Source organism: Epilithonimonas hungarica (genome assembly GCF_900102265.1).
GTDB classification, from domain to species: Bacteria; Bacteroidota; Bacteroidia; order Flavobacteriales; family Weeksellaceae; genus Epilithonimonas; species Epilithonimonas hungarica.
In genome coordinates this window covers 419954-442620 of record NZ_FNBH01000001.1, presented here as the reverse complement: position 1 = coordinate 442620, position 22667 = coordinate 419954, and the positions used below count along the sequence as shown (strand labels likewise).

At 37.1% G+C, this 22667-nt stretch carries 36 protein-coding genes; 6 read left to right on the top strand and 30 right to left on the bottom strand.

Features of this window, described 5'->3' with window-relative positions; genetic code table 11:
• Positions 1-192 precede the first annotated feature (192 nt).
• The 6 genes from BLT30_RS02085 to deoD all read left to right on the top strand — a co-directional run bounded on the left by BLT30_RS02085 (position 193) and on the right by deoD (position 4419).
• On the top strand, positions 193-1176 hold the full coding sequence (locus BLT30_RS02085; RefSeq protein ID WP_089870990.1) for a Kelch repeat-containing protein: 984 nt from the start codon (positions 193-195) through the stop codon (positions 1174-1176).
• A complete protein-coding gene (locus tag BLT30_RS02080) occupies positions 1163-1489 on the top strand; it encodes a DUF4907 domain-containing protein (protein WP_175487114.1) in 327 nt (108 codons plus the stop codon). The genes BLT30_RS02085 and BLT30_RS02080 overlap by 14 nt, the downstream gene beginning before the upstream one ends.
• A gap of 61 nt (positions 1490-1550) precedes the next feature.
• Complete coding sequence (locus BLT30_RS02075; RefSeq protein ID WP_089870986.1) at positions 1551-2612, top strand: sensor histidine kinase; 1062 nt, start codon at positions 1551-1553, stop codon at positions 2610-2612.
• Positions 2609-3313 carry a LytR/AlgR family response regulator transcription factor gene (locus BLT30_RS02070; protein ID WP_089870985.1) on the top strand — a complete coding sequence of 235 codons (705 nt, stop codon included), beginning with the start codon at positions 2609-2611 and terminating at the stop codon, positions 3311-3313. The genes BLT30_RS02075 and BLT30_RS02070 overlap by 4 nt, the downstream gene beginning before the upstream one ends.
• Before the next feature lie 94 nt (positions 3314-3407).
• A complete protein-coding gene (locus BLT30_RS18055; RefSeq protein WP_027383282.1) occupies positions 3408-3578 on the top strand; it encodes a lmo0937 family membrane protein in 171 nt (56 codons plus the stop codon).
• 133 nt (positions 3579-3711) lie between these two features.
• Positions 3712-4419 carry a purine-nucleoside phosphorylase gene (gene deoD / locus BLT30_RS02065; RefSeq protein ID WP_089870983.1) on the top strand — a complete coding sequence of 236 codons (708 nt, stop codon included), beginning with the start codon at positions 3712-3714 and terminating at the stop codon, positions 4417-4419.
• Positions 4420-4495: 76 nt separating this feature from the next.
• On the opposite strand, the gene BLT30_RS02060 is transcribed toward deoD, so the two are convergent.
• The 30 genes from BLT30_RS02060 to rplC all read right to left on the bottom strand — a co-directional run bounded on the left by BLT30_RS02060 (position 4496) and on the right by rplC (position 22563).
• Positions 4496-7048: a M4 family metallopeptidase gene (locus BLT30_RS02060; protein ID WP_089870981.1), complete on the bottom strand. Its 2553-nt coding sequence runs from the start codon at positions 7046-7048 to the stop codon at positions 4496-4498.
• A gap of 80 nt (positions 7049-7128) precedes the next feature.
• Complete coding sequence (locus BLT30_RS02055; RefSeq protein WP_089870979.1) at positions 7129-8505, bottom strand: DUF4403 family protein; 1377 nt, start codon at positions 8503-8505, stop codon at positions 7129-7131.
• Positions 8506-8815: 310 nt separating this feature from the next.
• Positions 8816-9334, bottom strand: a complete 519-nt coding sequence (gene rplQ / locus BLT30_RS02050) for a 50S ribosomal protein L17 (RefSeq protein WP_089870977.1) — start codon at positions 9332-9334, stop codon at positions 8816-8818.
• Between the two features lie 8 nt (positions 9335-9342).
• A complete protein-coding gene (locus BLT30_RS02045) occupies positions 9343-10338 on the bottom strand; it encodes a DNA-directed RNA polymerase subunit alpha (RefSeq protein WP_089870975.1) in 996 nt (331 codons plus the stop codon).
• A 31-nt stretch (positions 10339-10369) separates the two neighbouring features.
• A complete protein-coding gene (gene rpsD / locus BLT30_RS02040) occupies positions 10370-10978 on the bottom strand; it encodes a 30S ribosomal protein S4 (RefSeq protein ID WP_027383297.1) in 609 nt (202 codons plus the stop codon).
• A 20-nt stretch (positions 10979-10998) separates the two neighbouring features.
• Positions 10999-11388, bottom strand: a complete 390-nt coding sequence (gene rpsK / locus BLT30_RS02035; protein WP_027383298.1) for a 30S ribosomal protein S11 — start codon at positions 11386-11388, stop codon at positions 10999-11001.
• Between the two features lie 12 nt (positions 11389-11400).
• Positions 11401-11778: a 30S ribosomal protein S13 gene (gene rpsM, locus BLT30_RS02030; RefSeq protein ID WP_089870973.1), complete on the bottom strand. Its 378-nt coding sequence runs from the start codon at positions 11776-11778 to the stop codon at positions 11401-11403.
• A 14-nt stretch (positions 11779-11792) separates the two neighbouring features.
• On the bottom strand, positions 11793-11909 hold the full coding sequence (gene rpmJ / locus BLT30_RS02025) for a 50S ribosomal protein L36 (protein WP_007839480.1): 117 nt from the start codon (positions 11907-11909) through the stop codon (positions 11793-11795).
• A gap of 10 nt (positions 11910-11919) precedes the next feature.
• The gene (gene infA, locus BLT30_RS02020) at positions 11920-12135 is read right to left on the bottom strand and encodes a translation initiation factor IF-1 (protein ID WP_027383300.1); all 216 of its coding nucleotides are present in this window, start codon (positions 12133-12135) and stop codon (positions 11920-11922) included.
• A gap of 8 nt (positions 12136-12143) precedes the next feature.
• Positions 12144-13523 (bottom strand): preprotein translocase subunit SecY, encoded by a 1380-nt coding sequence (gene secY / locus BLT30_RS02015; RefSeq protein WP_089870971.1) that lies wholly within the window; start codon positions 13521-13523, stop codon positions 12144-12146.
• A gap of 10 nt (positions 13524-13533) precedes the next feature.
• Positions 13534-13983 (bottom strand): 50S ribosomal protein L15, encoded by a 450-nt coding sequence (gene rplO, locus BLT30_RS02010; protein ID WP_074236361.1) that lies wholly within the window; start codon positions 13981-13983, stop codon positions 13534-13536.
• 79 nt (positions 13984-14062) lie between these two features.
• Positions 14063-14239 (bottom strand): 50S ribosomal protein L30, encoded by a 177-nt coding sequence (gene rpmD, locus BLT30_RS02005; protein WP_089870969.1) that lies wholly within the window; start codon positions 14237-14239, stop codon positions 14063-14065.
• Between the two features lie 12 nt (positions 14240-14251).
• Positions 14252-14770, bottom strand: coding sequence for a 30S ribosomal protein S5 (gene rpsE, locus BLT30_RS02000; protein ID WP_027383304.1), 519 nt, complete (start codon positions 14768-14770; stop codon positions 14252-14254).
• A gap of 19 nt (positions 14771-14789) precedes the next feature.
• Positions 14790-15143, bottom strand: coding sequence for a 50S ribosomal protein L18 (rplR, locus tag BLT30_RS01995; protein ID WP_027383305.1), 354 nt, complete (start codon positions 15141-15143; stop codon positions 14790-14792).
• Positions 15144-15154: 11 nt separating this feature from the next.
• Positions 15155-15700 carry a 50S ribosomal protein L6 gene (rplF, locus tag BLT30_RS01990; RefSeq protein WP_089870968.1) on the bottom strand — a complete coding sequence of 182 codons (546 nt, stop codon included), beginning with the start codon at positions 15698-15700 and terminating at the stop codon, positions 15155-15157.
• 18 nt (positions 15701-15718) lie between these two features.
• Complete coding sequence (gene rpsH, locus BLT30_RS01985; protein ID WP_089870966.1) at positions 15719-16117, bottom strand: 30S ribosomal protein S8; 399 nt, start codon at positions 16115-16117, stop codon at positions 15719-15721.
• Between the two features lie 125 nt (positions 16118-16242).
• Positions 16243-16512, bottom strand: a complete 270-nt coding sequence (rpsN, locus tag BLT30_RS01980) for a 30S ribosomal protein S14 (protein WP_027383308.1) — start codon at positions 16510-16512, stop codon at positions 16243-16245.
• Positions 16513-16515: 3 nt separating this feature from the next.
• Positions 16516-17067 carry a 50S ribosomal protein L5 gene (rplE, locus tag BLT30_RS01975; RefSeq protein WP_089870965.1) on the bottom strand — a complete coding sequence of 184 codons (552 nt, stop codon included), beginning with the start codon at positions 17065-17067 and terminating at the stop codon, positions 16516-16518.
• Positions 17068-17078: 11 nt separating this feature from the next.
• A complete protein-coding gene (gene rplX, locus BLT30_RS01970) occupies positions 17079-17399 on the bottom strand; it encodes a 50S ribosomal protein L24 (RefSeq protein ID WP_089870963.1) in 321 nt (106 codons plus the stop codon).
• A gap of 18 nt (positions 17400-17417) precedes the next feature.
• Positions 17418-17786, bottom strand: a complete 369-nt coding sequence (gene rplN, locus BLT30_RS01965; RefSeq protein ID WP_027383311.1) for a 50S ribosomal protein L14 — start codon at positions 17784-17786, stop codon at positions 17418-17420.
• Positions 17787-17788: 2 nt separating this feature from the next.
• Positions 17789-18043, bottom strand: coding sequence for a 30S ribosomal protein S17 (rpsQ, locus tag BLT30_RS01960; protein WP_027383312.1), 255 nt, complete (start codon positions 18041-18043; stop codon positions 17789-17791).
• Positions 18044-18055: 12 nt separating this feature from the next.
• The gene (gene rpmC / locus BLT30_RS01955; protein WP_027383313.1) at positions 18056-18241 is read right to left on the bottom strand and encodes a 50S ribosomal protein L29; all 186 of its coding nucleotides are present in this window, start codon (positions 18239-18241) and stop codon (positions 18056-18058) included.
• A gap of 11 nt (positions 18242-18252) precedes the next feature.
• Positions 18253-18678: a 50S ribosomal protein L16 gene (gene rplP / locus BLT30_RS01950; protein WP_027383314.1), complete on the bottom strand. Its 426-nt coding sequence runs from the start codon at positions 18676-18678 to the stop codon at positions 18253-18255.
• 78 nt (positions 18679-18756) lie between these two features.
• A complete protein-coding gene (rpsC, locus tag BLT30_RS01945; protein ID WP_027383315.1) occupies positions 18757-19494 on the bottom strand; it encodes a 30S ribosomal protein S3 in 738 nt (245 codons plus the stop codon).
• Between the two features lie 8 nt (positions 19495-19502).
• Positions 19503-19898, bottom strand: a complete 396-nt coding sequence (rplV, locus tag BLT30_RS01940; RefSeq protein ID WP_027383316.1) for a 50S ribosomal protein L22 — start codon at positions 19896-19898, stop codon at positions 19503-19505.
• A 2-nt stretch (positions 19899-19900) separates the two neighbouring features.
• Positions 19901-20179, bottom strand: a complete 279-nt coding sequence (gene rpsS, locus BLT30_RS01935) for a 30S ribosomal protein S19 (RefSeq protein WP_027383317.1) — start codon at positions 20177-20179, stop codon at positions 19901-19903.
• A 2-nt stretch (positions 20180-20181) separates the two neighbouring features.
• Entirely contained in the window at positions 20182-21003 is an 822-nt protein-coding gene (gene rplB / locus BLT30_RS01930) for a 50S ribosomal protein L2 (protein ID WP_089870962.1), read from the bottom strand.
• A gap of 19 nt (positions 21004-21022) precedes the next feature.
• The gene (gene rplW, locus BLT30_RS01925; protein ID WP_027383319.1) at positions 21023-21313 is read right to left on the bottom strand and encodes a 50S ribosomal protein L23; all 291 of its coding nucleotides are present in this window, start codon (positions 21311-21313) and stop codon (positions 21023-21025) included.
• A 3-nt stretch (positions 21314-21316) separates the two neighbouring features.
• Positions 21317-21946 (bottom strand): 50S ribosomal protein L4, encoded by a 630-nt coding sequence (gene rplD / locus BLT30_RS01920; protein WP_089870960.1) that lies wholly within the window; start codon positions 21944-21946, stop codon positions 21317-21319.
• Entirely contained in the window at positions 21937-22563 is a 627-nt protein-coding gene (gene rplC / locus BLT30_RS01915; RefSeq protein WP_089870958.1) for a 50S ribosomal protein L3, read from the bottom strand. The genes rplD and rplC overlap by 10 nt, the downstream gene beginning before the upstream one ends.
• Between the last annotated feature and the right edge of the window lie 104 nt (positions 22564-22667).

Genomic DNA, 22667 nt, shown 5'->3' with positions numbered 1-22667 from the left:
AGGGCTAAAATAATTTCTCCCTTTCAGCTTTAGTTTTCGACAGATCAATTCTATTCTTAGATAATCATACTTTTCATAGCCGATACATAATCTATCGAAAAAACAATACGGTTTAGCGACAAAAAAAGCTTGTTTGTCTAAAAAATTTTCAAAGTACGGGGGAATAAAGTTGATTTGCATCAAAAAATAAGAATGAGCAATAAACTTTCGGTTTTAGTTCTTGCTATGGCGGGGATTTTTTTAGTATCAAGCTGTCGAAATGATGATGACGATGACGAGTTGGTAGGAAATTGGGTAAGAGTTTCTGATCTAGACGGTAAACCACGCTCTAATACTTCTGCTTTTGTATTGAATGGAATAGGATATCTAACTGGAGGTTATGATGGAGAAGATTATTACAACGATCTTTGGAGCTATGACCCGAATGCTAACTCCTGGACACAAAAAGCAGATTTCCCAGGTGTAAAAAGAAGTTCTGCCGTTGGTTTCGCAACAGATTCTTACGGTTATGTGGGAACCGGATATGATAACGTCAACAAACTGAAAGATTTCTATAAATATGATGCATCTGCCAATTCCTGGACCAAGATAGATGACCTGCCGGGAACAGGACGATATGCCGCTTTGGCTTTTGGGATCGGAAACAAAGGTTACGTAGGAACAGGATATGACGGAAGCGAACTGAAGGATTTCTACAAATATGACGAAGCTACATCCAGCTGGAGCAACATCGTAAGCTTGGGAGGTTCCAAAAGAAGAGACGGTGCGGCTTTCGTTATCAACGGAACAGCCTATGTCGGGTTTGGGACCAATAACGGGAGTCTTGTTTCTGATTTCTGGGCATTCAATCCGGAAACAGAGGCCTGGTCAAAAAAAGCGAATACAAGCGATGACGATGATGTACAGAACCGTGCCTCTACAGCAGCTTTTGCAGCTGGTGGACTTGGCTATGTCTCTACAGGATCCGTAAGCGGTGTTACCAACTCAACCTGGGAATACAATCCTTCTACAGACGATTGGACAGAAAGAACAGCTTTCGAAGGTTCTGCCAGAGAAAGTGCCTGTGCGTTCTCATTCGGAAATTATGGTTATGTTTTGACGGGGAACAGCGGATCTTCCTACTTTGATGATATTTGGGTTTTCCACCCTACAGAAACTGAGAATGAAGATGATTAAAACATTCTGGAGATCATTCTTATCAGTAGGCATTCTTCTAATCTCCTGTGAAAAAAAGAATAATGAATTAGACGTTAAAATAACTCAACAAGAAAATGGTTTTGGTTATCAGATCATAAAGAATAAAAAAGCTTTTATCGATCAGCCATTCATTCCGGCAGTACAGGGAGAGCAGCCGTTTAAGGATAGTTTGCAGGCCCGGAGAACCGCCAATCTTGTAATAGAAAAAATAGGAAAAGTATCCTTTCCCCGAATCTCGGTACATGAACTGGACTCCATGAAGATAGAATACGAGATTCCAAAATTTCAATAAGCCAAAATTCCTTCGATAAATTATCGGGGGAATTTTGCACGTTAAAAAAGATTCACCTGTTATGAACACATTTTTGAAAAGCATCAAAACCATCTACGTCTATCATTGGATCATCTGGCTGGTTCTCATTGCTTTTAAATTGATAATGGATTATTCCGTTTTTGGACAATTGGCGTTGATGATGAACATGAAGATATTTTTGTTCTCCATCCTATTTTTCTATCTCAATTACAAAATATTTTTGCCTTATCTCATCAAACAAAATCCAAGAAAGATATCCATTATTGTGATTTCATTCATTGTGGTCTACGTTGGATTGATGATATTCTTCATGCCTCATTTTCCACAGCATCCTCAAGGCCGTCTACCATTTCCTCCTAAAGATTTTCCAAGACCTGACCGGATGATGAGATTCCGAAATGGTCCGGATTTTCACGATATCTTCTTTAAGATCGGATTATTCTCGATTGTCTTCAGCACGTTGATTTTCTTTGTTGACAAATGGATGGAAAATCAGAAAATGATAAAAGCTTTGGAATTTGAAAGACAATCCAGCGAACTGAAGATCTTGCGTGAACAGATCAATCCGCATTTCTTTTTCAATGCGCTCAACAGTATCTATTCCTTATCAATTACTCAGTCCAATGACACGCCGAGAGTTATTTTGATTTTATCAGACATCATGAGATACGTCCTCAATGATAAAAACGGGCAGAAAAATAATCTGAATGATGAGATCATCAATATCAAAAAGTATATTGAGATACAATCCATCAGGTTCAATAAGTTCAATAATATCAATTATCAGTTTCTGGGAAACTTCGGACATTATAAGATCGAGCCTTTGCTTCTTTTGACCTTTGTTGAAAATGCTTTCAAATATGCTGATTTTAGTAAAGGTCCATTAGATATCAAGGTTCTGTTAAAAGATGATATTCTGGATTTTAATATCAAGAATTTTTATGAGAAAAAACCAAGTGAAAAAACCGACAACAATAAGCTTGGGATCAAGAATACGAAGATGAAACTGGATCTTCTTTATCCGGAAAAATATCAGCTCGATATCAATGATAATGGCTCTGAATACGAAATTAATTTAAAACTCACATTAGACTCCCAATGAATTGCATAATTGTAGATGATGAGGAACTGGCGCATCACGTAATCGAAGAATATATCTCAAGAATCCCTTTTCTGAATCTTGTAGCGAATTGTTACGACATTCAGGAAACGATTCAGGTTTTGAAAAATAATACGGTTGATCTGATCTTTCTGGACATTAATCTTCCGAACATCTCCGGTATCGAATTCCTGAAAAGTTACAACAAACTTCCGAATGTGATCATCACAACAGCTTATGATAATTGTGCCATTCAAGGTTTTGAGATGGATGTGATCGACTATCTGTTAAAACCCTTTTCGTTTGAACGGTTCCTGAAAGCTGCTTACAAAAGTTTTGACCTTTATAATAATGTCAAGATCCTTCAGGAAACGGAGAGCGTGATGAAAAATACATTTATTTTTGTTCGTTCAAATAATGAGGATGTCAAACTTAACCTGAACGAAATCATCAGAATCAATGCACTGAAAGATTACATTGTGATCTACACCAACACGAGAAAACTCATCGTTCATCAAACCATGAAATCCATTATGGAGAAAATCAATTTTGAGAATTTTATCAGAGTTCATAATTCGCATATCATTTCGCTTCAGCATCTCCAAAGTGTTGGAAAAAACAGTCTCATGATCGGTGATGAGAGAATCCCAGTAAGTGAAAAATATAAAACTTATCTCTCTGGAATTGTTGATAGATACAAATAGAATTCATTTTAATAATATCGATTTATTATTGTTAAAATAATAAAGGCACAAAATATGCAATATCATAATTATTAAACCACAAAATTTATTAGTTATGAGAAATCTATTATGGTTAGTCGCAGTCATTTGTATTGTAGTATGGCTATTGGGAATGTTAGGAATAGTTCCGGGAATGAGTACTGGTTACTTGGTTCACGTGTTATTGGTAATTGCTGTGATTGTAGTATTATTCAATATCATATCCGGAAGAAAACCTCTTGATTAAGTAAAACCGGATGATGAAGTTTCTATCTTCTATATTGAATCACCAACTGATAATCAGTTGGTTTTTTATTTTAGAAAGAATTCTCTAATCGAAATATAAATTTTATCTTCACGCTCTAAAATTTTTAATCCATATGAGTGTTCACATAAGCGCAAAAAAAGGAGAAATTGCAAAAACGGTTTTGATGCCGGGCGACCCATTGAGAGCCAAATATATTGCCGATAATTTTTTAACCGATGTTACATTGGTTAGCCAAACCAGAAATATTTTCTATTATACAGGAAAGTATAAAGGAAAAGAGATCACAGTTGGTGCAAGCGGAATGGGATTCCCTAGTATCGGGATCTATTCTTACGAATTGTTTACGGAATATGAAGTTGATACGATCATAAGAATCGGAACTTGTGGTGCTTATTCTACAGATCTGAAATTATTCGACATCCTGAATGTAGAAAATGCAGCGAGCGAAAGTACTTATGCAAAATTTGCGTGGGGAATAGAGGAAGATATCATCTCTAGTCAGGGAACTGCTTTTGACAGAATCAATGAAACGGCAAAAGAATTGGGCCTGGATGCAAAACCGACCAACATCCATTCCAGCGACATCTTTTACAGAAAAGACCCTGCCGTTCCGGAAATTGCCGTAAGATACAATTGTCCAGCGGTAGAAATGGAAGCCTTTGCCTTATTTGCCAATGCACAACATCTTGGTAAAAATGCAGCCACTATTTTGACGGTTTCGGACATCATTCCAACCCACGAGTTTATCTCTGCCGACCAAAGAGAGCAAGCACTCAGAACCATGATGGAACTATCATTGGAAACAGCTTTGAAGTTTTAAATATCTTTTATTAAAATAAAAAAATGCTTCTGAAAATCCAGAAGCATTTTTGTTGTTATAATTATTTAGTAACCAATTATTTCTTGATCACTTTTACAGAATTGCTTTCTGTTTCAGAATTAACTTTCAAGATATAAGTTCCATTGACCAATTGACTCATATCCAGTGAAGCATTTTTGGCATTACTTACATTGAATCTTTGGATCAGTTGTCCTGCAACATTATAAACTTCCACATTTTTCAGGTTGGAGTTATTCTTATTCTGAATCGATACGAATCCTGAGGTCGGATTTGGGAATACGGTAATTCCATTTTGTTTCTGAACATCCTCAACCGCCAACGTACTGCAGTTGTAAACATAGATATCATCCAGATACCAGCCTTCGATACCATTACATCCATCTGTTCCAAATTCGAATCTGAATTTGATATTAGAGCCAGAAACTACATTGATCTTAGAAAGATCGATGACACTTTGCCCCCAACTTCCGCCAAGAGAACCGCCATCAGTTCCCGTGAACGCACGTTGCCCTTTTAATGGATTATCATTCTGACTAGTTCCATCCAAAGTGCTGTTATAACCATTATAACTAAATGCTGTTACAGGTAATAGTGTCCAGGGACCACCATTTAAACTATATTTGATATTACCTCCATCCCAAGTCGATTCTGTTGCCACATAATGATTGAAAGCCATTTCATATTTTCCTCCTGAAAAAGTTGGAATTGTAATCGTTGGGCTTTCCAGACGCAGGATTCCGTTTTGAAGATTGCTTGCACAATCGCCATTGATAGGATCTACCGCAAAAACAGCTTTACCTGCTCTTGATTTGGGCAAGTTATCTTTGATCGTCCAATCTCTAGCCTCCCAAGTAGTAGGCTTTGTAGGAACATTAGACACGGTCCAGTTTCCTAAGCCATTTTCCCAATCTTCTTTGAACAATGGATTGGAAGTTGCATTTGAGCAAAGAGTTGGTGCATTTTGTGCGAGCAAAGGTGTATAATTACATTGTGTCGCCGGAGATGATTTTAATTGTACTGATAGAATACCGTTTTTAACATTTTGTACATCAGCAGTCGTAAAGGCTTGTCCCGTTAAACCTGCCGGGTTTGTAGTTGTAGATAATCCCTGAAGATTGATTCCTATAAGATCATTGGCAGCCGCTTCCAGAGCATCGGCAAAATTGTTAAAATCGCTGGTTGCCGTCAAATAGTTTTTCTGTGCTCTCCACCAAAGATGGGCAGCTTTAACAAAGCCCATCCCTGCAATTGTATAACCATTGTAGGTTCCACCATCTACAAGCAACGCATATAAATGATTCGTTGCCCCAGAATTAGTATGTACTCCTCCACTATCAGCGGTTCCACAGTAGTAATAGTTCGCATCCAGCACTTTTGCAGGCTGGCCATTACAGTTTGGATTCCACATATCCCGGATGGCCCCTCCAAAAGCAGTAGCATCCTCACCCATTTTCCAACGGAGCGAACCTGAGCAGGAAGCGGTCGTTCTTACACCAAGATTCTCGCCTTCATCCATATAATTATTGATCAAGTCGATCGTTTCTCCCCAAACATCGGAATAAGATTCGTTGAGCGCCCCCGATTGGTATTGATAGATCAATCCACTTGTATATTCGGTATAAGCATGTCCCCACTCGTGTGCAATAACATCATCTGTTGCCGTCCCGTCACAATATCCAGCATATGTGCCATTCCATCTTGCATTAGGGCAAGAGATAGTCGGATCATTATTTACGGTGATCATTGTATGATCTGCCGCATCATAGGAAATATATCCGAACGCATTTTTGAAGAAATTATAAACGTGCTCAGACGTTACGGCTTCATGTTGTTGCCAGGTTGTAAGTGTTCCAGGAAAAGCATCCCCTTCTTTCCATTTCAGGTTGGAAGCATTGGTATTGGTTTCATACACTCTTCTGTCAATAGGATGTATCCCCGTGAATTGTTCCACCAACTCTCCTGTATGGGCATTGATAAAAAGAAATTCTCTAACATCATTTTTATTGGTAACTTCCACTTCATAGGCCAAATACGGCGCAACAGCACCTCCTTGAACCAAATTCTTGGGGAAAATCAGAAGATTATTTTTTCCAATCTCCAAGGGAACATTACTGCTTGTAAGATTCTGTTTTGAAACAAGACCTTTCGCAATAGCTGCCGCTTCTGTTTCAGAAATATCCGGCGTAGAATTTACCTTTATATTAGAGATAGTATTCCCGTTGATGGATGTCAATTCTTCCTTTCCGTTGAAATGGAACTTCAAAACACCATCGTAAACAGGAACACCTTGATGTTGCTGTATATAAATTACATTCTTCAGTCCATAATTGTCTGTACTTTCTTCTACGAATACCAGATCATTTACCGATTTCAGATCAAAAGCCTTGAAATTCTCTGCCAAGAATTCAGCAACTTTTGCTTTAGCTCCAGTAGATTTTAATTGTAGTGCATTAGAATTTCCAAAAAGTATGAAATTAGGATTGGAAGTACTTTTACTTATCGTAACATTGGCATTAGTTCGTTTTTTAAGGTTAGCTAACTCTTTTGATTCTTGGGCAAAACCAAAAGTAGACGCTAACGCAACGGCCAGGAATAGAGTTTTCTTCATTTTTAAATTTAATTGAAAGCAAATATAGCTATTATTCTATGCATTTTGCTCAATAAAATCTAAAGAAAAGTAAGAAATAATTAAAAACTAAGTCCCGAGACATTCATCTGAAGTTGTGCCTTTGTATCAATAATGATCGTGATATATTTTTCTGATAATAGGAATTGCGTCGGTTTCAAATCAATGACATTACCTTGCAATCTGATACCTTTCACATATTCCTTATTGAAGTTTTCCATCATACTTTTCCTGGAAGAACTCTCGATATCCAAAAGTGGGATCCCGTAATCTTTCTCTATCATTCCTCGGATCTTTCCTTCGAATAGGACGGTCAAAGCTTTTTGAAAGAAATTTTTAGTTTTAAGATTAAAATCTGTAACGTTTAGCTTTATCTTATGTTCTTCTGCACTGTAAAATGGTTTTCCTTTTATAAAAGCTGTTCCATTCACTTCACCTGTTGTGTGTGCTTCTATCACGATATTTTCTTTTTCCTGATAGACAGATAGATCTGTGACCTTCACCTTTTTATTTTCACCACTCATCGCAAATTCTTTATCCTGAAATTGCTGTCTAGCGATTCTCGTAGCCTCATCAAAGCTTATGTTAGCCGTAGTTTGCAGATTGAAAACGTTCTGGAGATTTGGATTTAAAGTAAAATTCGGGACCGAAACAGCATCTTTTGTTGCCAAAGGGATTTGTCCTACATAAGTTTCAGAATACAAATCAATCCCAATTGTAGTCTTGATCTTATCCTGGAAAACCTGCAACGGTGACATGAATGTACTTTGAGGCGAGATCTTTAGCCAGGTATTATACTCCTCAGAAACATTGATGGGCTTCGAGAACTGATTCCAGGCCATCACCAGATATGGCTGTAAATTGAATTTAGATTTGATCTGGTTATCAATAATTGTTGTGAATTTGGATTGTTGTTCTTTCAAGGTAGATTCTATAAAAGAGGCGATCGGAATCTTCACTTTGCCATAATCCAGCACCGGTTTTTGTGTCCAGACAAATCCTGCTGTTGTCGTTTTTGTATCCAACTTCCAATCTGGCATTGCAGAAATATTGGTGATGAAATTCATTATCAGATTAAAATTCGTGTCCTTATACATATAATATCCCAAAGTTCCGTAGCCTTTTTCGGCCCAGATCTTCAGAGGCACAGAGATCATCAATCTATTTCCTGTCAACGCTTTTATCGCAATATTTCCCTGTTTCTCTACTTTTACCTTGAACTGATCGTTATTATTATCGGTATAAGATTGGTCTTCATACAAAACACCTTTTACAGATTGGTTGATCAAATTATTGATCTCCGAGATCGGCAGCGAAACAGGAAGTGTGATACTGGATTTGATTTTTGGTAAGGTATAGACCGGATCCTTTGTTTGGGAAAAAGAGATAAGACCAACCAGTAAAAAATATATCGAGGTAATCTTTCTAAATGAAATCATAGGTATTTTAATAAAATCTGAAACGCAAAATTAATGGTTTTATTGATACACTGTCACTAACTCTGATACACCTATTATGATTCCCAATCATTTGCGATATCTATTTTCTTCAAAAATAAACGTGGATAGATTAATCTACCCACGTTTTTAAATTCAATTAATCATTATCTTGTCTGATTTTCAACAACTTATTATTAAAAATCATTTCCATCACTAACTTTGAAACATGACCATAAAATCTGAATATACCATGTAGCAAAAAAACCATCTCGATCGAGATGGTTTTTTATATTTCAAAAACTCAGGAATCTTATTCCTCAGTTTTTTCTTCTGTAGCAGTTTCTGCAGCAGGAGTTTCCCCCACTTTAGCTTCAGCAGCTTCAACAACAGGAGCAGTCTCCTTTTTAGCAGTTGTAGATCTTCTGCTTCTTCTGGTTGTTTTCTTCTCTTCAGCGTTTGGAGCGTAGATATCATTGAAATCTACCAACTCGATCATTGCCATATCAGCAGCATCACCAGCTCTGAAGCCAGTTTTGATGATTCTTGTGTAACCACCGTTTCTTTCAGCAATTTTAGGAGCTACAGTTCTGAACAATTCAGTAACAGCTTCTTTACTTTGTAGGTAAGAGAAAACTGTTCTTCTATTGTGAGTTGTATCTTCTTTAGCTTTAGTAAGGATTGGTTCCACGTAAACTCTTAAAGCTTTCGCTTTAGCAACAGTAGTGTTGATTCTTTTATGCTCAATTAGTGAACAAGCCATGTTAGAAAGCATTGCTTTTCTATGCGGAGCCGTTCTGCCTAAGTGATTTATTTTTTTACCGTGTCTCATTTTAAGGATTATTTATCAGCGTCTAACTTATATTTTGCAACATCAAACCCGAAATTTAGTCCTTTTGAGTGAACCAATTCTTCAAGTTCTGTTAAAGATTTTTTACCAAAATTTCTGAATTTCATCAAATCAGACTTACTGAAAGAAACAAGCTCTCCAAGAGTTTCTACTTCAGCCGCTTTCAGACAGTTAAGGGCTCTTACAGAAAAATCCATATCTGCTAATTTTGACTTAAGAAGTTGTCTTGTGTGAAGTGTTTCTTCATCATATTGGATAGAAGCTTTTACAGCCTCTGTTTCTAATGTGATTCTCTCATCAGAGAACAACATGAAGTGATAGATCAAGATCTTGGAAGCTTCTGTTAAAGCATTCTGAGGTGTAATCGATCCATCAGTTTCGATATCCAATACCAATTTTTCGTAGTCTGTTTTTTGCTCTACACGATAATTCTCTATACTATACTGTACTTTCTTGATCGGTGTGAAGATAGAATCGATAGCAATAGTTCCCACAGGAGCATTGTTTGATTTGTTCTGATCAGACGGAACATATCCCCTTCCTTTTTCAATATTGAAAGTGATCTCAAAAGTGACATCGTTTGCCAAAGTAGCAATCGCCAATTCCGGATTAAGAACTTCAAAATTAACGATTGAATCTCCTAGATCTCCAGCAGTAACAACCTCCTTTCCGGAGATCTTTGCAGTAACCTGCTCGTTACCCGGATTTTCGGTTTTAGCTTTCAGACGAAGTTGTTTAAGATTAAGAATGATCTCCGTAACATCTTCGATAACACCTGGTATAGTTGAAAATTCGTGCTCTACGCCTTCTATTTTGATAGATGAAATAGCATATCCTTCCAGAGAAGATAATAAAACTCTTCTCAATGCATTACCGATAGTAAGCCCGAAACCTGGTTCCAAAGGTCTGAATTCGAATTGTCCTTTAAAATCAGTTGAGTTTAATAGGATTACTTTATCGGGTTTTATAAATGTTAAAATTGCCATAGTCTGGTTGAGCAAAAATTTGAAAAAATTATTATTTAGAGTATAATTCGACGATCAACTGTTCTTTGATATCTTCAGGAATCTGAATTCTCTCAGGTGCACTTGTGAAAGTACCAGTCTTTTTCTCGTCATTGAATTGTAACCACTCATAATTTGCTTTATAAGCCAATGCATCAGAAATCACTTCAAGAGATTTTGACTTCTCTCTTACTGCGATCTCATCACCAGCTTTTAGCAAATAAGAAGGGATGTTAACCAGTTCCCCGTTCACAGTGATGTGTCTGTGAGAAACCAATTGTCTAGCAGCAGCTCTTGTTTTAGCAAAACCTAATCTGTAAACAACGTTATCCAATCTTGATTCACAAAGTTGCAATAGAACTTCCCCTGTTACACCTTTGCTTCTATGAGCTTTATCAAAAAGATTAGCGAATTGTCTTTCTAGGATACCATAAGTATACTTAGCTTTTTGCTTTTCAGCCAGCTGAGTAGCGTATTCTGATTTCTTCGCACCTCTTCTTTTGTTAGGACCGTGTTGTCCTGGTGGTTGATTTTTTCTTTTCTCGAAGCTTTTATCGTCTCCGTAAATTGCCTGACCAAATTTTCTAGCAATTTTTGTTTTAGGTCCAATATATCTTGCCATAATGTGTAAATTCTAAAAAATTAAACTCTCCTTCTTTTAGGTGGTCTACAACCGTTGTGAGGCATAGGCGTCACGTCAACGATCTCGCTTACTTCGATTCCAGAATTGTGCAGAGTTCTGATTGCAGACTCTCTACCAGCACCTGGACCTTTTACAAACACCTTAACTCTTCTAAGACCAGCTTCGAAAGCAACCTGAGAACAGTTTTCTGCAGCCATTTGAGCTGCGAATGGAGTATTCTTTTTAGAACCTCTGAAACCCATTTTACCGGCAGAAGCCCAAGAGATAACCTCTCCTGCTTTATTTGTTAAAGAAATGATGATGTTATTGAAAGAAGCTTGAATATGCGCCTCACCAATAGCCTCAACTTTTACTTTTCTTTTTTTAACTACTTTAGTTTGTTTTGCCATAATTCCTAACGATTATTTACTTGCTTTTTTCTTGTTAGCAACTGTTTTTCTCTTTCCTTTACGGGTTCTAGAGTTGTTTTTCGTTCTCTGGCCTCTTAAAGGTAGTCCTAGTCTGTGACGTATTCCTCGTTGGCATCCTATGTCCATCAATCGCTTGATGTTCAATTGCACTTCAGAACGCAATTCTCCTTCAACTTTTATGTTGTCTGAGATATAACCTCTGATTGCAGCCAATTCATCGTCATTCCATTCGTTGACTTTCTTGTCTTCGCTGATTCCAGCGTTTTTCAAAATTTCTGAAGCAGTACTTCTTCCAACACCGTAGATGTAAGTAAGACCGATAACGCCTCTTTTGTTCTTTGGTAAATCAATACCTGAAATTCTCGCCATAATTTAATTGGTTCTTAACCTTGTCTTTGTTTAAATTTAGGGTTCTTCTTGTTGATCACGAAAAGCACACCTTTTCTGCGTACAATCTTGCAATCAGCACTTCTTTTTTTGATAGATGCTCTAACCTTCATTTTGTTAATTTTAATATCTAAAAGTTATTCTCCCTTTAGTCAAGTCATAAGGAGAGAGTTCGAGTCTTACCTTGTCTCCAGGTAAGAGTTTTATATAATGCATTCTCATTTTACCAGAAATATGGGCAATTAAAACATGCCCATTCTCTAGCTCTACACGGAACTGCGCGTTGGAAAGTGCTTCCGTGATCACGCCGTCTTGTTCTATATGTTTCTGTTTAGCCATTTATCCTATTAATAGTTTGATGATCTTGATAATTTAGATTGCATCAACCCGTCATAATGATGGTTCAGCAGATATGTATTGATCTGTTGAACGGTATCCAAGATAACCCCAACCATGATTAACAACGATGTACCCCCAAAAAAGAGAGCAAATCTATCTGTCTGAACAAACGCTCCGTGCACTATTGCCGGAAGGACTGCAAAGATAGACAAAAATATCGCACCTGGCAAGGTTATTTTTGATAAAATATCATCCAGATAATCAGCGGTCTCTTTTCCGGGTCTTACCTTCGGAATTAGCCCACCATTACGCTTTAGATCATCAGCCATCTGATTTACAGGAATGGTAATTGCTGTATAGAAAAATGAGAAAATTATAATCAATAATGCAAACAATACGTTGTATTGCCAGCTAAAAACATTCTTGAAACCTGCCAAAAACGTATTTGATTCGTCAACTTTCGTAAGTAATCCCGGAACAAACATCAATGCTTGTGCAAAGATGATCGGCATTACACCTGCAGCATTCACTTTCAATGGGATCCACTGTCTAGCGCCTTCCATCAAGTTTCTGCTTACACCACCTCTAGCTTGGGCTCTACTTACATACTGAATTGGGATTTTTCTAACTGCTACCGATAAGATAATAGCTAAAAGAATTACCAACAACCAGAATACAATTTCTACCAATATCATGATGCTTCCTAATCCACCTTTACCATTCTGCGTAAGAACTTCTTGATAAAAAGCAGTAGGAAGATCTGCAAGGATACCTACCATGATCAAAATAGAAATACCATTACCAATACCTTTGTCCGTAATCTTCTCTCCCAGCCACATTGCAAATACAGACCCTGCTACCAAAATAATGATACTTGGCAACCAGAACATAAGAGATGCCGGATCGATGTAATATGCTGATGCAAACTGTGAATAAGGTAAGAAATATTGCGTCACAGATGTCAAATAAGAAGGCGCCTGTACAAGACAAACCCCAATAGTTAACCATCTGGTAATTTGGTTCAATGTATTTCTTCCACTTTCACCATCTTTCTGTAACTTTTGAAGATAAGGAATAGCCATTCCCATCAACTGTACAATGATAGATGCCGAAATATAAGGCATGATTCCCAATGCCATAATAGAGGCACGGCTGAAAGCCCCACCTGTAAAAGATGACAATAAACCCAAAAGGCCGGCCCCTTGTTGGTTCCCGCCTTGATTTTGGTAATGTTGTAATAAGTTTCCTACTTCAGCTGTATTAATAGCCGGAAGAGAAACATAAGATGCGAATCTATACACAAGGACCAAAGAAAGCGTTAAGATAATCTTATCTCTAAGCTCTTTTAAACTCCAAATGTTTTTAAGTGTTTGTATAAATTCTTTCATTAGTTATTAATTAAAGAGTAATTGCTTTACCTCCTGCTTTGTTGATCGCTTCTTCAGCAGATTTAGTAAATTTATCAGCAGAGATAGAAACACCAGATTTCAAATCACCTCTACCAAGGATTTTTACCAATTCGTTTTTAGAAGCTAGACCGTTTTCTACCAATACATCTCTAGTGATATCACCAGTAATGTTTTTAGTATCAATCAAAGTTTGGATAGTATCAAGATTGATTGCTCTAAACTCTTTTCTATTAATATTTTTGAAACCAAATTTTGGAAGTCTTCTTTGCAAAGGCATCTGTCCACCCTCAAAACCGATCTTCTGAGAATAACCAGCTCTCGCTTTTTGACCTTTATGTCCTTTTGTTGAAGTACCACCGTATCCGCTTCCCTGACCTCTACCAATTCTTTTTGTACTGAATGTAGAGCCAGCTGATGGTTTTAAATTATTTAAATTCATTGTTGTATTGAGATTATAGATTAAAAGATAAGAGATAAGAGACTACTGAACATAATCTCTTTTCTCTATGTCTATTGTCTTATTTCTGAACTTCTAATAAGTGACTTACAGAAGCGATCATTCCTAAAATAGAAGGAGTTGCTTCGTGCTCGATAACTTGGTGAAGTTTTTTAAATCCTAAAGCTTCAAGCGTTCTTTTTTGGGTCTTAGATCTATTAATAGCGCTTCTTACTAATTTTACTTTAACTGTTGCCATTACTATATTTTATTAACCGTTAAACACTTTACTTAGAGAAACTCCTCTCATTCTTGCGATCTCTTCTGGTCTTCTGATATCCAACAATGCGTTGAAAGTAGCTTTCACAACATTGTGCGGGTTAGAAGAACCTTTAGATTTTGACAATACATCATGTACACCAGCAGATTCCAGTACCGCTCTTACCGCACCACCGGCGATAAGTCCTGTACCGTGAGAAGCTGGTCTCAAGAAGATATCAGCACCACCATATCTTGCAGAAGTCTGGTGAGGAATTGTATGATTGATTACTGGAACTTTTACCAAGTTTTTCTTAGCATCTTCTACTGCTTTAGCAATTGCAGAAGCTACTTCTTTAGATTTACCTAGTCCATATCCGATAATCCCATCCTCGTTACCTACAACAACAATTGCAGAAAATCCGAATGCTCTACCACCTTTGGTTACTTTAGTTACTCTGTTAACAGCAACCAGACGATCTTTTAATTCTAATCCTCCAGGTTTAACTCTTTCTATATTACTATCTACCATGTTTTCTAGATTTTTAAAATTAGAATTTAAGACCAGCTTCTCTAGCACCGTCAGCAAGAGCTTTCACCCTACCGTGGTATACGAAACCATTTCTATCAAATACAACATTCTCGATACCTGCTGCCTTAGCTTTAGCTGCAATAGCCTTACCTACAGCTGCAGATACTTCTGTTTTCGTTCCTTTGGCGTCTACTCCTTTCTCTCTAGAAGAAGCAGCTACTAATGTTTTTCCTTCTTTGTCATCTACCAATTGAGCGTAGATCTCTTTATTGCTTTTGAATACAGATAATCTTGGTAATGATGCAGATCCTGAAATCTTCCCTCTTACTCTTCTTTTGATTCTGATTCGTTTTTCAACTTTTGTTAATGCCATTTTCTTAAATTTTATGCAGATTTACCGGCTTTTCTTCTGATGATTTCACCCACGAATTTAACACCTTTTCCTTTGTAAGGCTCAGGTTTTCTGAAAGATCTGATCTTCGCAGCCACCATTCCAAGAAGTTGATTATCGTAAGAAGATAATGTAATGATCGGGTTTTTCCCTTTTTCAGTCAATGTATCCAATGTAACTTCTTTCGGAAGTTCCAATACGATACCGTGAGAAAATCCAAGAGCCAATTCTAATCTTTGGCCATTGTGAGATGCTCTGTATCCAACTCCAACAAGCTCTAATTGCTTAGTGAATCCTGTAGAAGTACCAACAATCATATTGTTGACAAGCGCTCTATACAAACCGTGAAGCGCTTTGTGTTCTTTTGAATCAGAAGGACGTGTGAACGTAAGTACACCGTCTTCTTGTGAGAAGCTGATTCCTCCTGTAAGCTCCCGAGTTAATTCACCCTTTGGACCTTTAACTGTTACAACACCGTCTTTCTCAGTGACTGTAACACCAGCAGGAACTTCTATAATTGCTTTACCAATTCTTGACATTTTCCTTGTTTTAAAAAATTAATATACGTAGCAAATTACTTCACCTCCTACTTTCTCTTGTCTAGCTTTTTTATCTGTCATTACTCCTTTAGAAGTAGAGATGATAGCTACACCTAGTCCGTTAAGTACTCTTGGAAGTTCACCTGAACCTTTGTACTGGCGAAGACCTGGTCTAGAAGCTCTTTGGATAGACTTGATAGCTGGCTTGTTCGTTTGCTTATCATACTTCAAAGCGATCTTGATAGCTCCTTGAACTGCATTATCCTCGAACTTGTAGTTCAAGATATAACCTTGGTCAAAAAGAATCTTAGTGATCTCTTTTTTGATTTTCGATGCAGGAATTTCCACCACTTTGTGGCCTGCGCTTTGTGCGTTCCTTACTCTTGTTAGGAAATCTGAAATTGGATCTGTTACCATTTCTTTGTTTTAAATTATTGGTTAATGACAACCAGTATTGAAAAGACTTGAAGATAGAGATATCAAAAAATTGACACCTCTATCTTTAGTATCTCAACAACTTAATTGCCTCGATTTTTTTTTGCTTACCAACTAGCTTTTTTAACTCCTGGGATAAGACCATTGTTAGCCATTTCACGGAACGTTACTCTGGAAATACCGAATGTTCTCATATATCCTCTTGGTCTTCCTGTCAATTTACATCTGTTGTGTAATCTTACAGGAGAAGCATTTTTAGGCAATTTCTGTAATGCTTCGTAATCTCCAGCTTCTTTCAAAGCTTTTCTTTTTTCAGCATATTTAGCTACAGTAGCTTCTCTTTTGCGCTCACGCGCTTTCATTGATTCTTTAGCCATTTCTTAGTTCTTTTTGAAAGGTAAACCGAAGTGAGTTAATAACGCTTTTGCTTCTTTATCTGTGTTAGCAGAAGTTACGAAAGTAATGTCCATCCCTTGGATCTTCTTCACTTTGTCGATAACGATCTCTGGGAAGATGATCTGCTCGGTAATACCTAAGTTGTAATTACCTCTTCCATCGAAACCTTCAGCTTTGATTCCAGAAAAATCTCTAATTCTCGGAAGTGCAGAAGAAGTCAATCTGTCTAGGAACTCATACATTTTATCAGCTCTAAGAGTCACTCTAGCTCCGATTGGCATTCCTTTTCTAAGTTTGAAAGCTGCCTCATCTTTTTTAGATAAAGTACCTACAGCTTTTTGTCCAGTGATAGCGGTCAATTCTTCTACAGCATAATCCACGATTTTCTTATCTTGAACAGCTGCACCAAGTCCTTGGCTTACAACGATCTTTAATAATTTAGGAACCTGCATTACAGATTTGTACCCAAATTCTTCCATCATTGCAGGAACAATCTTGTCTTTATATTGTTGTTTTGGTCTTACTATATATTCCATTGTAATTTAAATTATAAAGTTTCACCGGTTGTTTTGGCAACTCTTACTTTTTTATCACCTTCTACTTTGTATCCAACTTTGGTCGCTTTTCCGCTCTTATCGGTCAATGATACATTTGAAATATGTAGTGAAGCTTCCTTTTCTACGATCCCACCCTGAGGGTTTTGTGCAGACGGCTTAGTATGTTTTTTAACGATATTAATACCTGCTACAATAACTCTAGGATCTTTACCTTCTTTCTTGATCACTTCAAGAACTTCACCTTTACTTCCTTTATTTTTTCCAGTAGTAACGATGACGTTGTCTCCTCTTTTTATTTTAACTTTTGTCATTTTCTTAAAATTTTAAAATTAAAGTACTTCAGGAGCTAATGAAATAACCTTCATATATTCTTTGTCTCTCAACTCACGGGCAACTGGTCCGAAAACACGAGTTCCTCTCATTTCTCCGGCAGCGTTTAGCAATACACAAGCATTGTCTTCGAATTTGATGTAAGATCCATCCTTTCTTCTGACTGCTTTTTTAGTTCTTACTACTACTGCTTTAGATACTTGACCTTTTTTTGCATTACCTGATGGTGTAGAATCTTTGATAGTAACAACGATTTTATCACCAACTGAAGCATATCTTCTTCTAGTTCCTCCTAGAACTCTGATAACTAGTACTTCTTTTGCACCTGTGTTATCAGCAACTTTTAATCTTGATTCTGTTTGTAACATTATTACTTAGCTTTTTCAATGATTCTTACTAATCTCCATCTTTTGCTCTTGCTCAAAGGTCTAGTTTCAGTAATTAAAACTGTATCTCCTTCTGTGCACTCGTTGTTCTCATCGTGTGCAGTATATTTTTTCGTTTTCAAAACGAATTTACCGTACATTGGATGTTTTACTCTCGTAGTTTCACTAACAACAATAGTCTTTTCCATTTTATTGCTGGAAACTACTCCAATACGTTCTTTTCTTAAATTTCTGTCCATTGTAAAAAGGAATTATTGTTTGTTAGTTAACTCTGTATTAAGTCTTGCGATTGTTTTTCTCAAATCTCTGATCTGAATCGGATTTTCAACTGGGCTAATTCTGTGCGCTAGTTTCAATTTTGAATAGTTAGCTTTAGCGTCAGCCAATTGAACTTTGATATCCTCTACGCTTAAATTTTTGATGTCAGCTTTTTTCATTTTAATAGAGATTATAGAGGTTTAACAAAATCGTTAGCAACTACGAACTTGGTAACGATCGGTAACTTTTGAGCAGCAAGCCTAAGGGCTTCTTTTGCTACATCATAAGGTACACCACCAACTTCGAACATAATTTTACCAGGTTTCACTACAGCTACCCAATATTCCACAGCACCTTTACCTTTACCCATACGTACTTCCGCTGGTTTTTTAGTAATTGGCTTATCTGGGAAGATCTTGATCCATAGTTGACCTTCTCTTTTCATATATCTTGTAGCAGCGATACGAGCAGCTTCAATTTGTCTTGCAGTAACCCAAGCTCCCTCTGTAGCTTTGATTCCGAAAGTTCCGTAAGCAAGTTGATTACCTCTTTGAGCAATCCCCTTCATTTTCATCTTATGAACTCTACGGAATTTGGTTCTTTTTGGTTGTAACATAATTTCTTAAATTTTAGATTTTAGAATTTAGATTTTAAAAAAGTAACGGTCATTTAAAAACTATCCTCTAAAATTTTATTAATTATTTCTTCTTGGTTTTCTGTCGCCTCTTTCTCCTCTGTCGTTTCTCTCGTTTCTACCTCCAGCTGGTGCTTTTTTCTGTTGTCCCACAAGTGGAGTAAGGTCTCTTTTACCATACACTTCTCCTTTCATGATCCAAACTTTAACACCTAACTTACCGTATTGGGTCAATGCTTCACCGATGTGATAATCGATATCTGCACGGAAAGTAGACAAAGGAATTCTTCCTTCTTTGAAGTTTTCAGAACGTGCCATTTCAGCTCCGTTCAATCTTCCAGAGATTTGAACTTTGATTCCTTCAGCTCCCATTCTCATTGTAGAAGCGATAGCCATCTTCACAGCTCTTCTGTAAGAGATACGGTTTTCGATTTGCTTGGCAATGCTGTCCGCAACCAATACTGCATCTAACTCAGGTCTCTTGATCTCGAAAATATTGATCTGGATATCTTTCCCAGTCAATTTTTTCAATTCTTCTTTTAGTTTGTCAACCTCCTGCCCTCCTTTTCCGATGATAAGTCCCGGTCTAGCAGTCGTGATAGTTACAGTTACTAATTTAAGTGTTCTTTCAATAAAGATTTTTGAAATACCACCTTTAGATAATCTTGCTTCAAGGTATCTTCTGATTTTGTAATCCTCAGCGATTCTATCACCGTAGTTTTTACCACCAAACCAGTTAGAATCCCATCCTCTGATGATACCTAATCTGTTACCAATTGGATTTGTCTTCTGTCCCATACCTTGAATTAATTTTTAGTACCTAAGATTAATGTAATGTGGTTTGATCTTTTTCTGATTCTATAACCTCTACCTTGTGGAGCAGGTCTTAGTCTCTTCAATTGTCTTGCACTATCTACAAATATTTCTTTAACGATAAGGTTAGCTTCCTCTATGTCAGCTCCTTCGTTTTTAGTTTGCCAGTTAGCAATCGCAGAAAGTAATACTTTTTCTAATTTCTCAGAAGCACCTTTCTTTGAATACTTTAGAATAGACAAAGCTTTTTCTACCTCTACTCCTCTAATGATATCAGCAACTAATCTCATTTTTCTAGGAGAAGAAGGGCAATCGTTGTGTAACGCTTTTGCCACATCTTGGTTTGCTATTTTACGTGCTAATGCACTTTCTCTTTTTCTTGATCCCATGATTATCTACCTCCTTTATTTTTGTTACCACCGTGACCTCTGAAAGATCTTGTCGGAGAAAATTCGCCTAGCTTGTGACCAACCATGTTTTCTGTAACATAAACAGGGATAAAAGATTTCCCGTTGTGTACAGCGATAGTTTGTCCTACAAAGTCTGGAGAAATCATAGATGCTCTAGACCATGTTTTGATTACAGTCTTTTTACCAGACTCTACATTTGCCTGAACCTTTTTATCTAAAGTATGATGAATAAATGGTCCTTTTTTAAGTGATCTTGCCATAATTATTTACGTTTAGATATGATATGACGGTTAGACGCTTTGTTTTTCTTTCTAGTTTTGTAACCTTTAGCTGGTTTACCGTTTCTAGATCTTGGGTGACCTCCAGAAGAACGTCCTTCACCACCTCCCATTGGGTGATCAACTGGGTTCATAACTACTGGTCTTGTTCTTGGTCTTCTACCTAACCATCTGCTTCTACCAGCCTTACCTGATACAGTTAACTGATGGTCTGAGTTAGAAACAGATCCAACCATTGCATAACACTCAGTAAGGATCATTCTAGATTCTCCTGAAGGCAATTTAACGATTGCATATTTTCCGTCTCTAGAAGTCAATTGAGCAGAAGAACCAGCACTTCTTGCAAGGATAGCACCTTGTCCTGGTTTCATTTCGATACAAGAGATAACGGTTCCCAAAGGAATGTTTTTAAGTTTCATTGCGTTACCTACGTTAGGTTCTACGCTTTCTCCAGAAATGACTTTCTGATCAACTTTGATACCATTTGGAGCGATGATATATCTCTTTTCTCCGTCTGCATACTCTAATAGAGCGATAAATGCAGTTCTGTTTGGATCGTATTCTACAGTTTTTACAGTTGCTTCAACATCTTGCTTGTTTCTCTTGAAGTCGATAATTCTGTATTTCTTTTTGTGTCCACCGCCGGTGTAACGCATGGTCATTTTACCAGTTTGGTTACGTCCACCTGACTTTTTAATACCAACCGTTAGAGATTTCTCTGGTTTGTTGGTAGTAATTTCCTCAAAGTTATTTACAACTCTGAATCTCTGTCCCGGGGTGATAGGTTTTAATTTTCTAACAGACATTACTATTATTTATAATTAATTAATTTGTTGCGAAAATATCAATAACTTCTCCAGCTGCCAATGTTACTACAGCTTTTTTCAATTTATTGGTCTTTCCAACTTGAAGTCCTTTTTTTGTATGCTTGGCAGAAACTTTAGGCGCATAGATCATCGTTCTAACGTCCGCTACTTTTACACCGTAAGCTGCCTCTATAGCACCTTTGATCTGGATCTTGTTTGCTTTTGGAGCAACCAAGAAGGAATAAGCGCCTCTTAGATCTGTAAGATAGTTTGCTTTTTCCGAAATAATTGGTTTAATAATAAGTGACATGATCTATTTCTTTAAGTTTTCCTGAAATTTTTCTACTGCATCTTCTAAGAAGATGATCTCACCTGCGTTGATCAAATCATAAGAAGAGATCTCGTTATAATTCAACACTCTTGTTTTAGGCAAGTTTCTTGAAGACAAATATACATTCTTGTTAGCCTCAGGAAGTACGAATAATGATTTTTTACCTGTAAGGGTCAAAGCATCCAACAACGTGATGAATTCTTTGGTCTTAGGAGCATCAAAACTCAAATTCTCTAAAACTCTGATGCTGTTATCTCTCAATTTTTGAGAAAGAACAGATTTTTTAGCCAATCTTTTAAGCGCTTTGTTCAATTTGAATCTGTAGTCTCTTGGTTTTGGACCAAAAACTCTACCTCCACCTTTGAAAGTTGGTGATTTGATATCACCATATCTCGCAGACCCCGAACCTTTTTGCTTTTTAAGCTTTCTTGTAGAAGCAGTAATTTCGCTTCTCTCTTTTGATTTATGAGTACCTTGTCTTTGTGCAGCAAGATATTGTTTAACCTCTAAGTAAACCGCATGCTGATTTGGCTCAATTCCGAAAACTGTTTCGTCTAGAGTTACTTTTCTTCCGGTTTCTTTTCCTGATGTATTTAATACTACTAGTTCCATTTCTTGATAATTACATAAGAATTTTTAGCTCCCGGAACAGCACCTTTTACTACTAAAAGATTTTGTTCTTCATCCACTTTTAACACTTGAAGGTTTTGAACAGTAACCTGCTCGCCTCCCATTCTTCCAGCCATTCTCATCCCTTTGAATACTCTCGAAGGATCCGACCCAGCACCGATAGAACCTGGAGCTCTAAGTCTGTTGTGCTGCCCGTGAGTTGCCTGCATTACACCTCCAAAGCCATGTCTTTTAACAACACCTTGGAAACCTTTACCTTTAGAAGTTCCAGTTACATCTACATACTCACCTTCTGCAAACATGTTAACTTCTACTTTGTCTCCTATTTTCACTTCGTGCTCGAATGCATTTCTGAATTCTACCAACTTAGCTTTAGGAGTTGAACCAGCCTTTTTGAAATGACCAGCTAACGCTTTACCAACGTTCTTCTCACTCTTGTCATCGAAACCTAGTTGAACAGCAACATATCCGTCAACTTCTTCGGTTCTGACCTGTAAAACCGAGCATGGACCTGCTTGAATAACTGTACAAGGAATATTTTTCCCGTCTTCGTTAAACAAAGATGTCATACCGATTTTTTTACCAATAATACCTGACATTATTTATATATATCTATTATATTAAAACTTAGCATTTTAGAGGTGTTCGTAATATTCTATGTCTGAAATAGGCATACTCCTTCCCTAAAATGAGTGTGCAAATT

Coding starts and splice junctions, on each gene's coding strand:
- BLT30_RS02085 (WP_089870990.1), top strand. CDS start 193: ATGAGCAATAAACTTTCGGTTTTAGTTCTTGCTATGGCGGGGATTTTT.
- BLT30_RS02080 (WP_175487114.1), top strand. CDS start 1,163: ATGAAGATGATTAAAACATTCTGGAGATCATTCTTATCAGTAGGCATT.
- BLT30_RS02075 (WP_089870986.1), top strand. CDS start 1,551: ATGAACACATTTTTGAAAAGCATCAAAACCATCTACGTCTATCATTGG.
- BLT30_RS02070 (WP_089870985.1), top strand. CDS start 2,609: ATGAATTGCATAATTGTAGATGATGAGGAACTGGCGCATCACGTAATC.
- BLT30_RS18055 (WP_027383282.1), top strand. CDS start 3,408: ATGAGAAATCTATTATGGTTAGTCGCAGTCATTTGTATTGTAGTATGG.
- deoD (WP_089870983.1), top strand. CDS start 3,712: ATGAGTGTTCACATAAGCGCAAAAAAAGGAGAAATTGCAAAAACGGTT.
- BLT30_RS02060 (WP_089870981.1), bottom strand. CDS start 7,048: ATGAAGAAAACTCTATTCCTGGCCGTTGCGTTAGCGTCTACTTTTGGT.
- BLT30_RS02055 (WP_089870979.1), bottom strand. CDS start 8,505: ATGATTTCATTTAGAAAGATTACCTCGATATATTTTTTACTGGTTGGT.
- rplQ (WP_089870977.1), bottom strand. CDS start 9,334: ATGAGACACGGTAAAAAAATAAATCACTTAGGCAGAACGGCTCCGCAT.
- BLT30_RS02045 (WP_089870975.1), bottom strand. CDS start 10,338: ATGGCAATTTTAACATTTATAAAACCCGATAAAGTAATCCTATTAAAC.
- rpsD (WP_027383297.1), bottom strand. CDS start 10,978: ATGGCAAGATATATTGGACCTAAAACAAAAATTGCTAGAAAATTTGGT.
- rpsK (WP_027383298.1), bottom strand. CDS start 11,388: ATGGCAAAACAAACTAAAGTAGTTAAAAAAAGAAAAGTAAAAGTTGAG.
- rpsM (WP_089870973.1), bottom strand. CDS start 11,778: ATGGCGAGAATTTCAGGTATTGATTTACCAAAGAACAAAAGAGGCGTT.
- rpmJ (WP_007839480.1), bottom strand. CDS start 11,909: ATGAAGGTTAGAGCATCTATCAAAAAAAGAAGTGCTGATTGCAAGATT.
- infA (WP_027383300.1), bottom strand. CDS start 12,135: ATGGCTAAACAGAAACATATAGAACAAGACGGCGTGATCACGGAAGCA.
- secY (WP_089870971.1), bottom strand. CDS start 13,523: ATGAAAGAATTTATACAAACACTTAAAAACATTTGGAGTTTAAAAGAG.
- rplO (WP_074236361.1), bottom strand. CDS start 13,983: ATGAATTTAAATAATTTAAAACCATCAGCTGGCTCTACATTCAGTACA.
- rpmD (WP_089870969.1), bottom strand. CDS start 14,239: ATGGCAACAGTTAAAGTAAAATTAGTAAGAAGCGCTATTAATAGATCT.
- rpsE (WP_027383304.1), bottom strand. CDS start 14,770: ATGGTAGATAGTAATATAGAAAGAGTTAAACCTGGAGGATTAGAATTA.
- rplR (WP_027383305.1), bottom strand. CDS start 15,143: ATGGCATTAACAAAAGTTGAAAAACGAATCAGAATCAAAAGAAGAGTA.
- rplF (WP_089870968.1), bottom strand. CDS start 15,700: ATGTCAAGAATTGGTAAAGCAATTATAGAAGTTCCTGCTGGTGTTACA.
- rpsH (WP_089870966.1), bottom strand. CDS start 16,117: ATGGTAACAGATCCAATTTCAGATTTCCTAACAAGAGTAAGGAACGCA.
- rpsN (WP_027383308.1), bottom strand. CDS start 16,512: ATGGCTAAAGAATCAATGAAAGCGCGTGAGCGCAAAAGAGAAGCTACT.
- rplE (WP_089870965.1), bottom strand. CDS start 17,067: ATGGAATATATAGTAAGACCAAAACAACAATATAAAGACAAGATTGTT.
- rplX (WP_089870963.1), bottom strand. CDS start 17,399: ATGACAAAAGTTAAAATAAAAAGAGGAGACAACGTCATCGTTACTACT.
- rplN (WP_027383311.1), bottom strand. CDS start 17,786: ATGTTACAAACAGAATCAAGATTAAAAGTTGCTGATAACACAGGTGCA.
- rpsQ (WP_027383312.1), bottom strand. CDS start 18,043: ATGGACAGAAATTTAAGAAAAGAACGTATTGGAGTAGTTTCCAGCAAT.
- rpmC (WP_027383313.1), bottom strand. CDS start 18,241: ATGAAAAAAGCTGACATCAAAAATTTAAGCGTAGAGGATATCAAAGTT.
- rplP (WP_027383314.1), bottom strand. CDS start 18,678: ATGTTACAACCAAAAAGAACCAAATTCCGTAGAGTTCATAAGATGAAA.
- rpsC (WP_027383315.1), bottom strand. CDS start 19,494: ATGGGACAGAAGACAAATCCAATTGGTAACAGATTAGGTATCATCAGA.
- rplV (WP_027383316.1), bottom strand. CDS start 19,898: ATGGGATCAAGAAAAAGAGAAAGTGCATTAGCACGTAAAATAGCAAAC.
- rpsS (WP_027383317.1), bottom strand. CDS start 20,179: ATGGCAAGATCACTTAAAAAAGGACCATTTATTCATCATACTTTAGAT.
- rplB (WP_089870962.1), bottom strand. CDS start 21,003: ATGTCTGTTAGAAAATTAAAACCTATCACCCCGGGACAGAGATTCAGA.
- rplW (WP_027383319.1), bottom strand. CDS start 21,313: ATGTCACTTATTATTAAACCAATTATTTCGGAAAAAGCAAACTATCTT.
- rplD (WP_089870960.1), bottom strand. CDS start 21,946: ATGGAACTAGTAGTATTAAATACATCAGGAAAAGAAACCGGAAGAAAA.
- rplC (WP_089870958.1), bottom strand. CDS start 22,563: ATGTCAGGTATTATTGGTAAAAAAATCGGTATGACATCTTTGTTTAAC.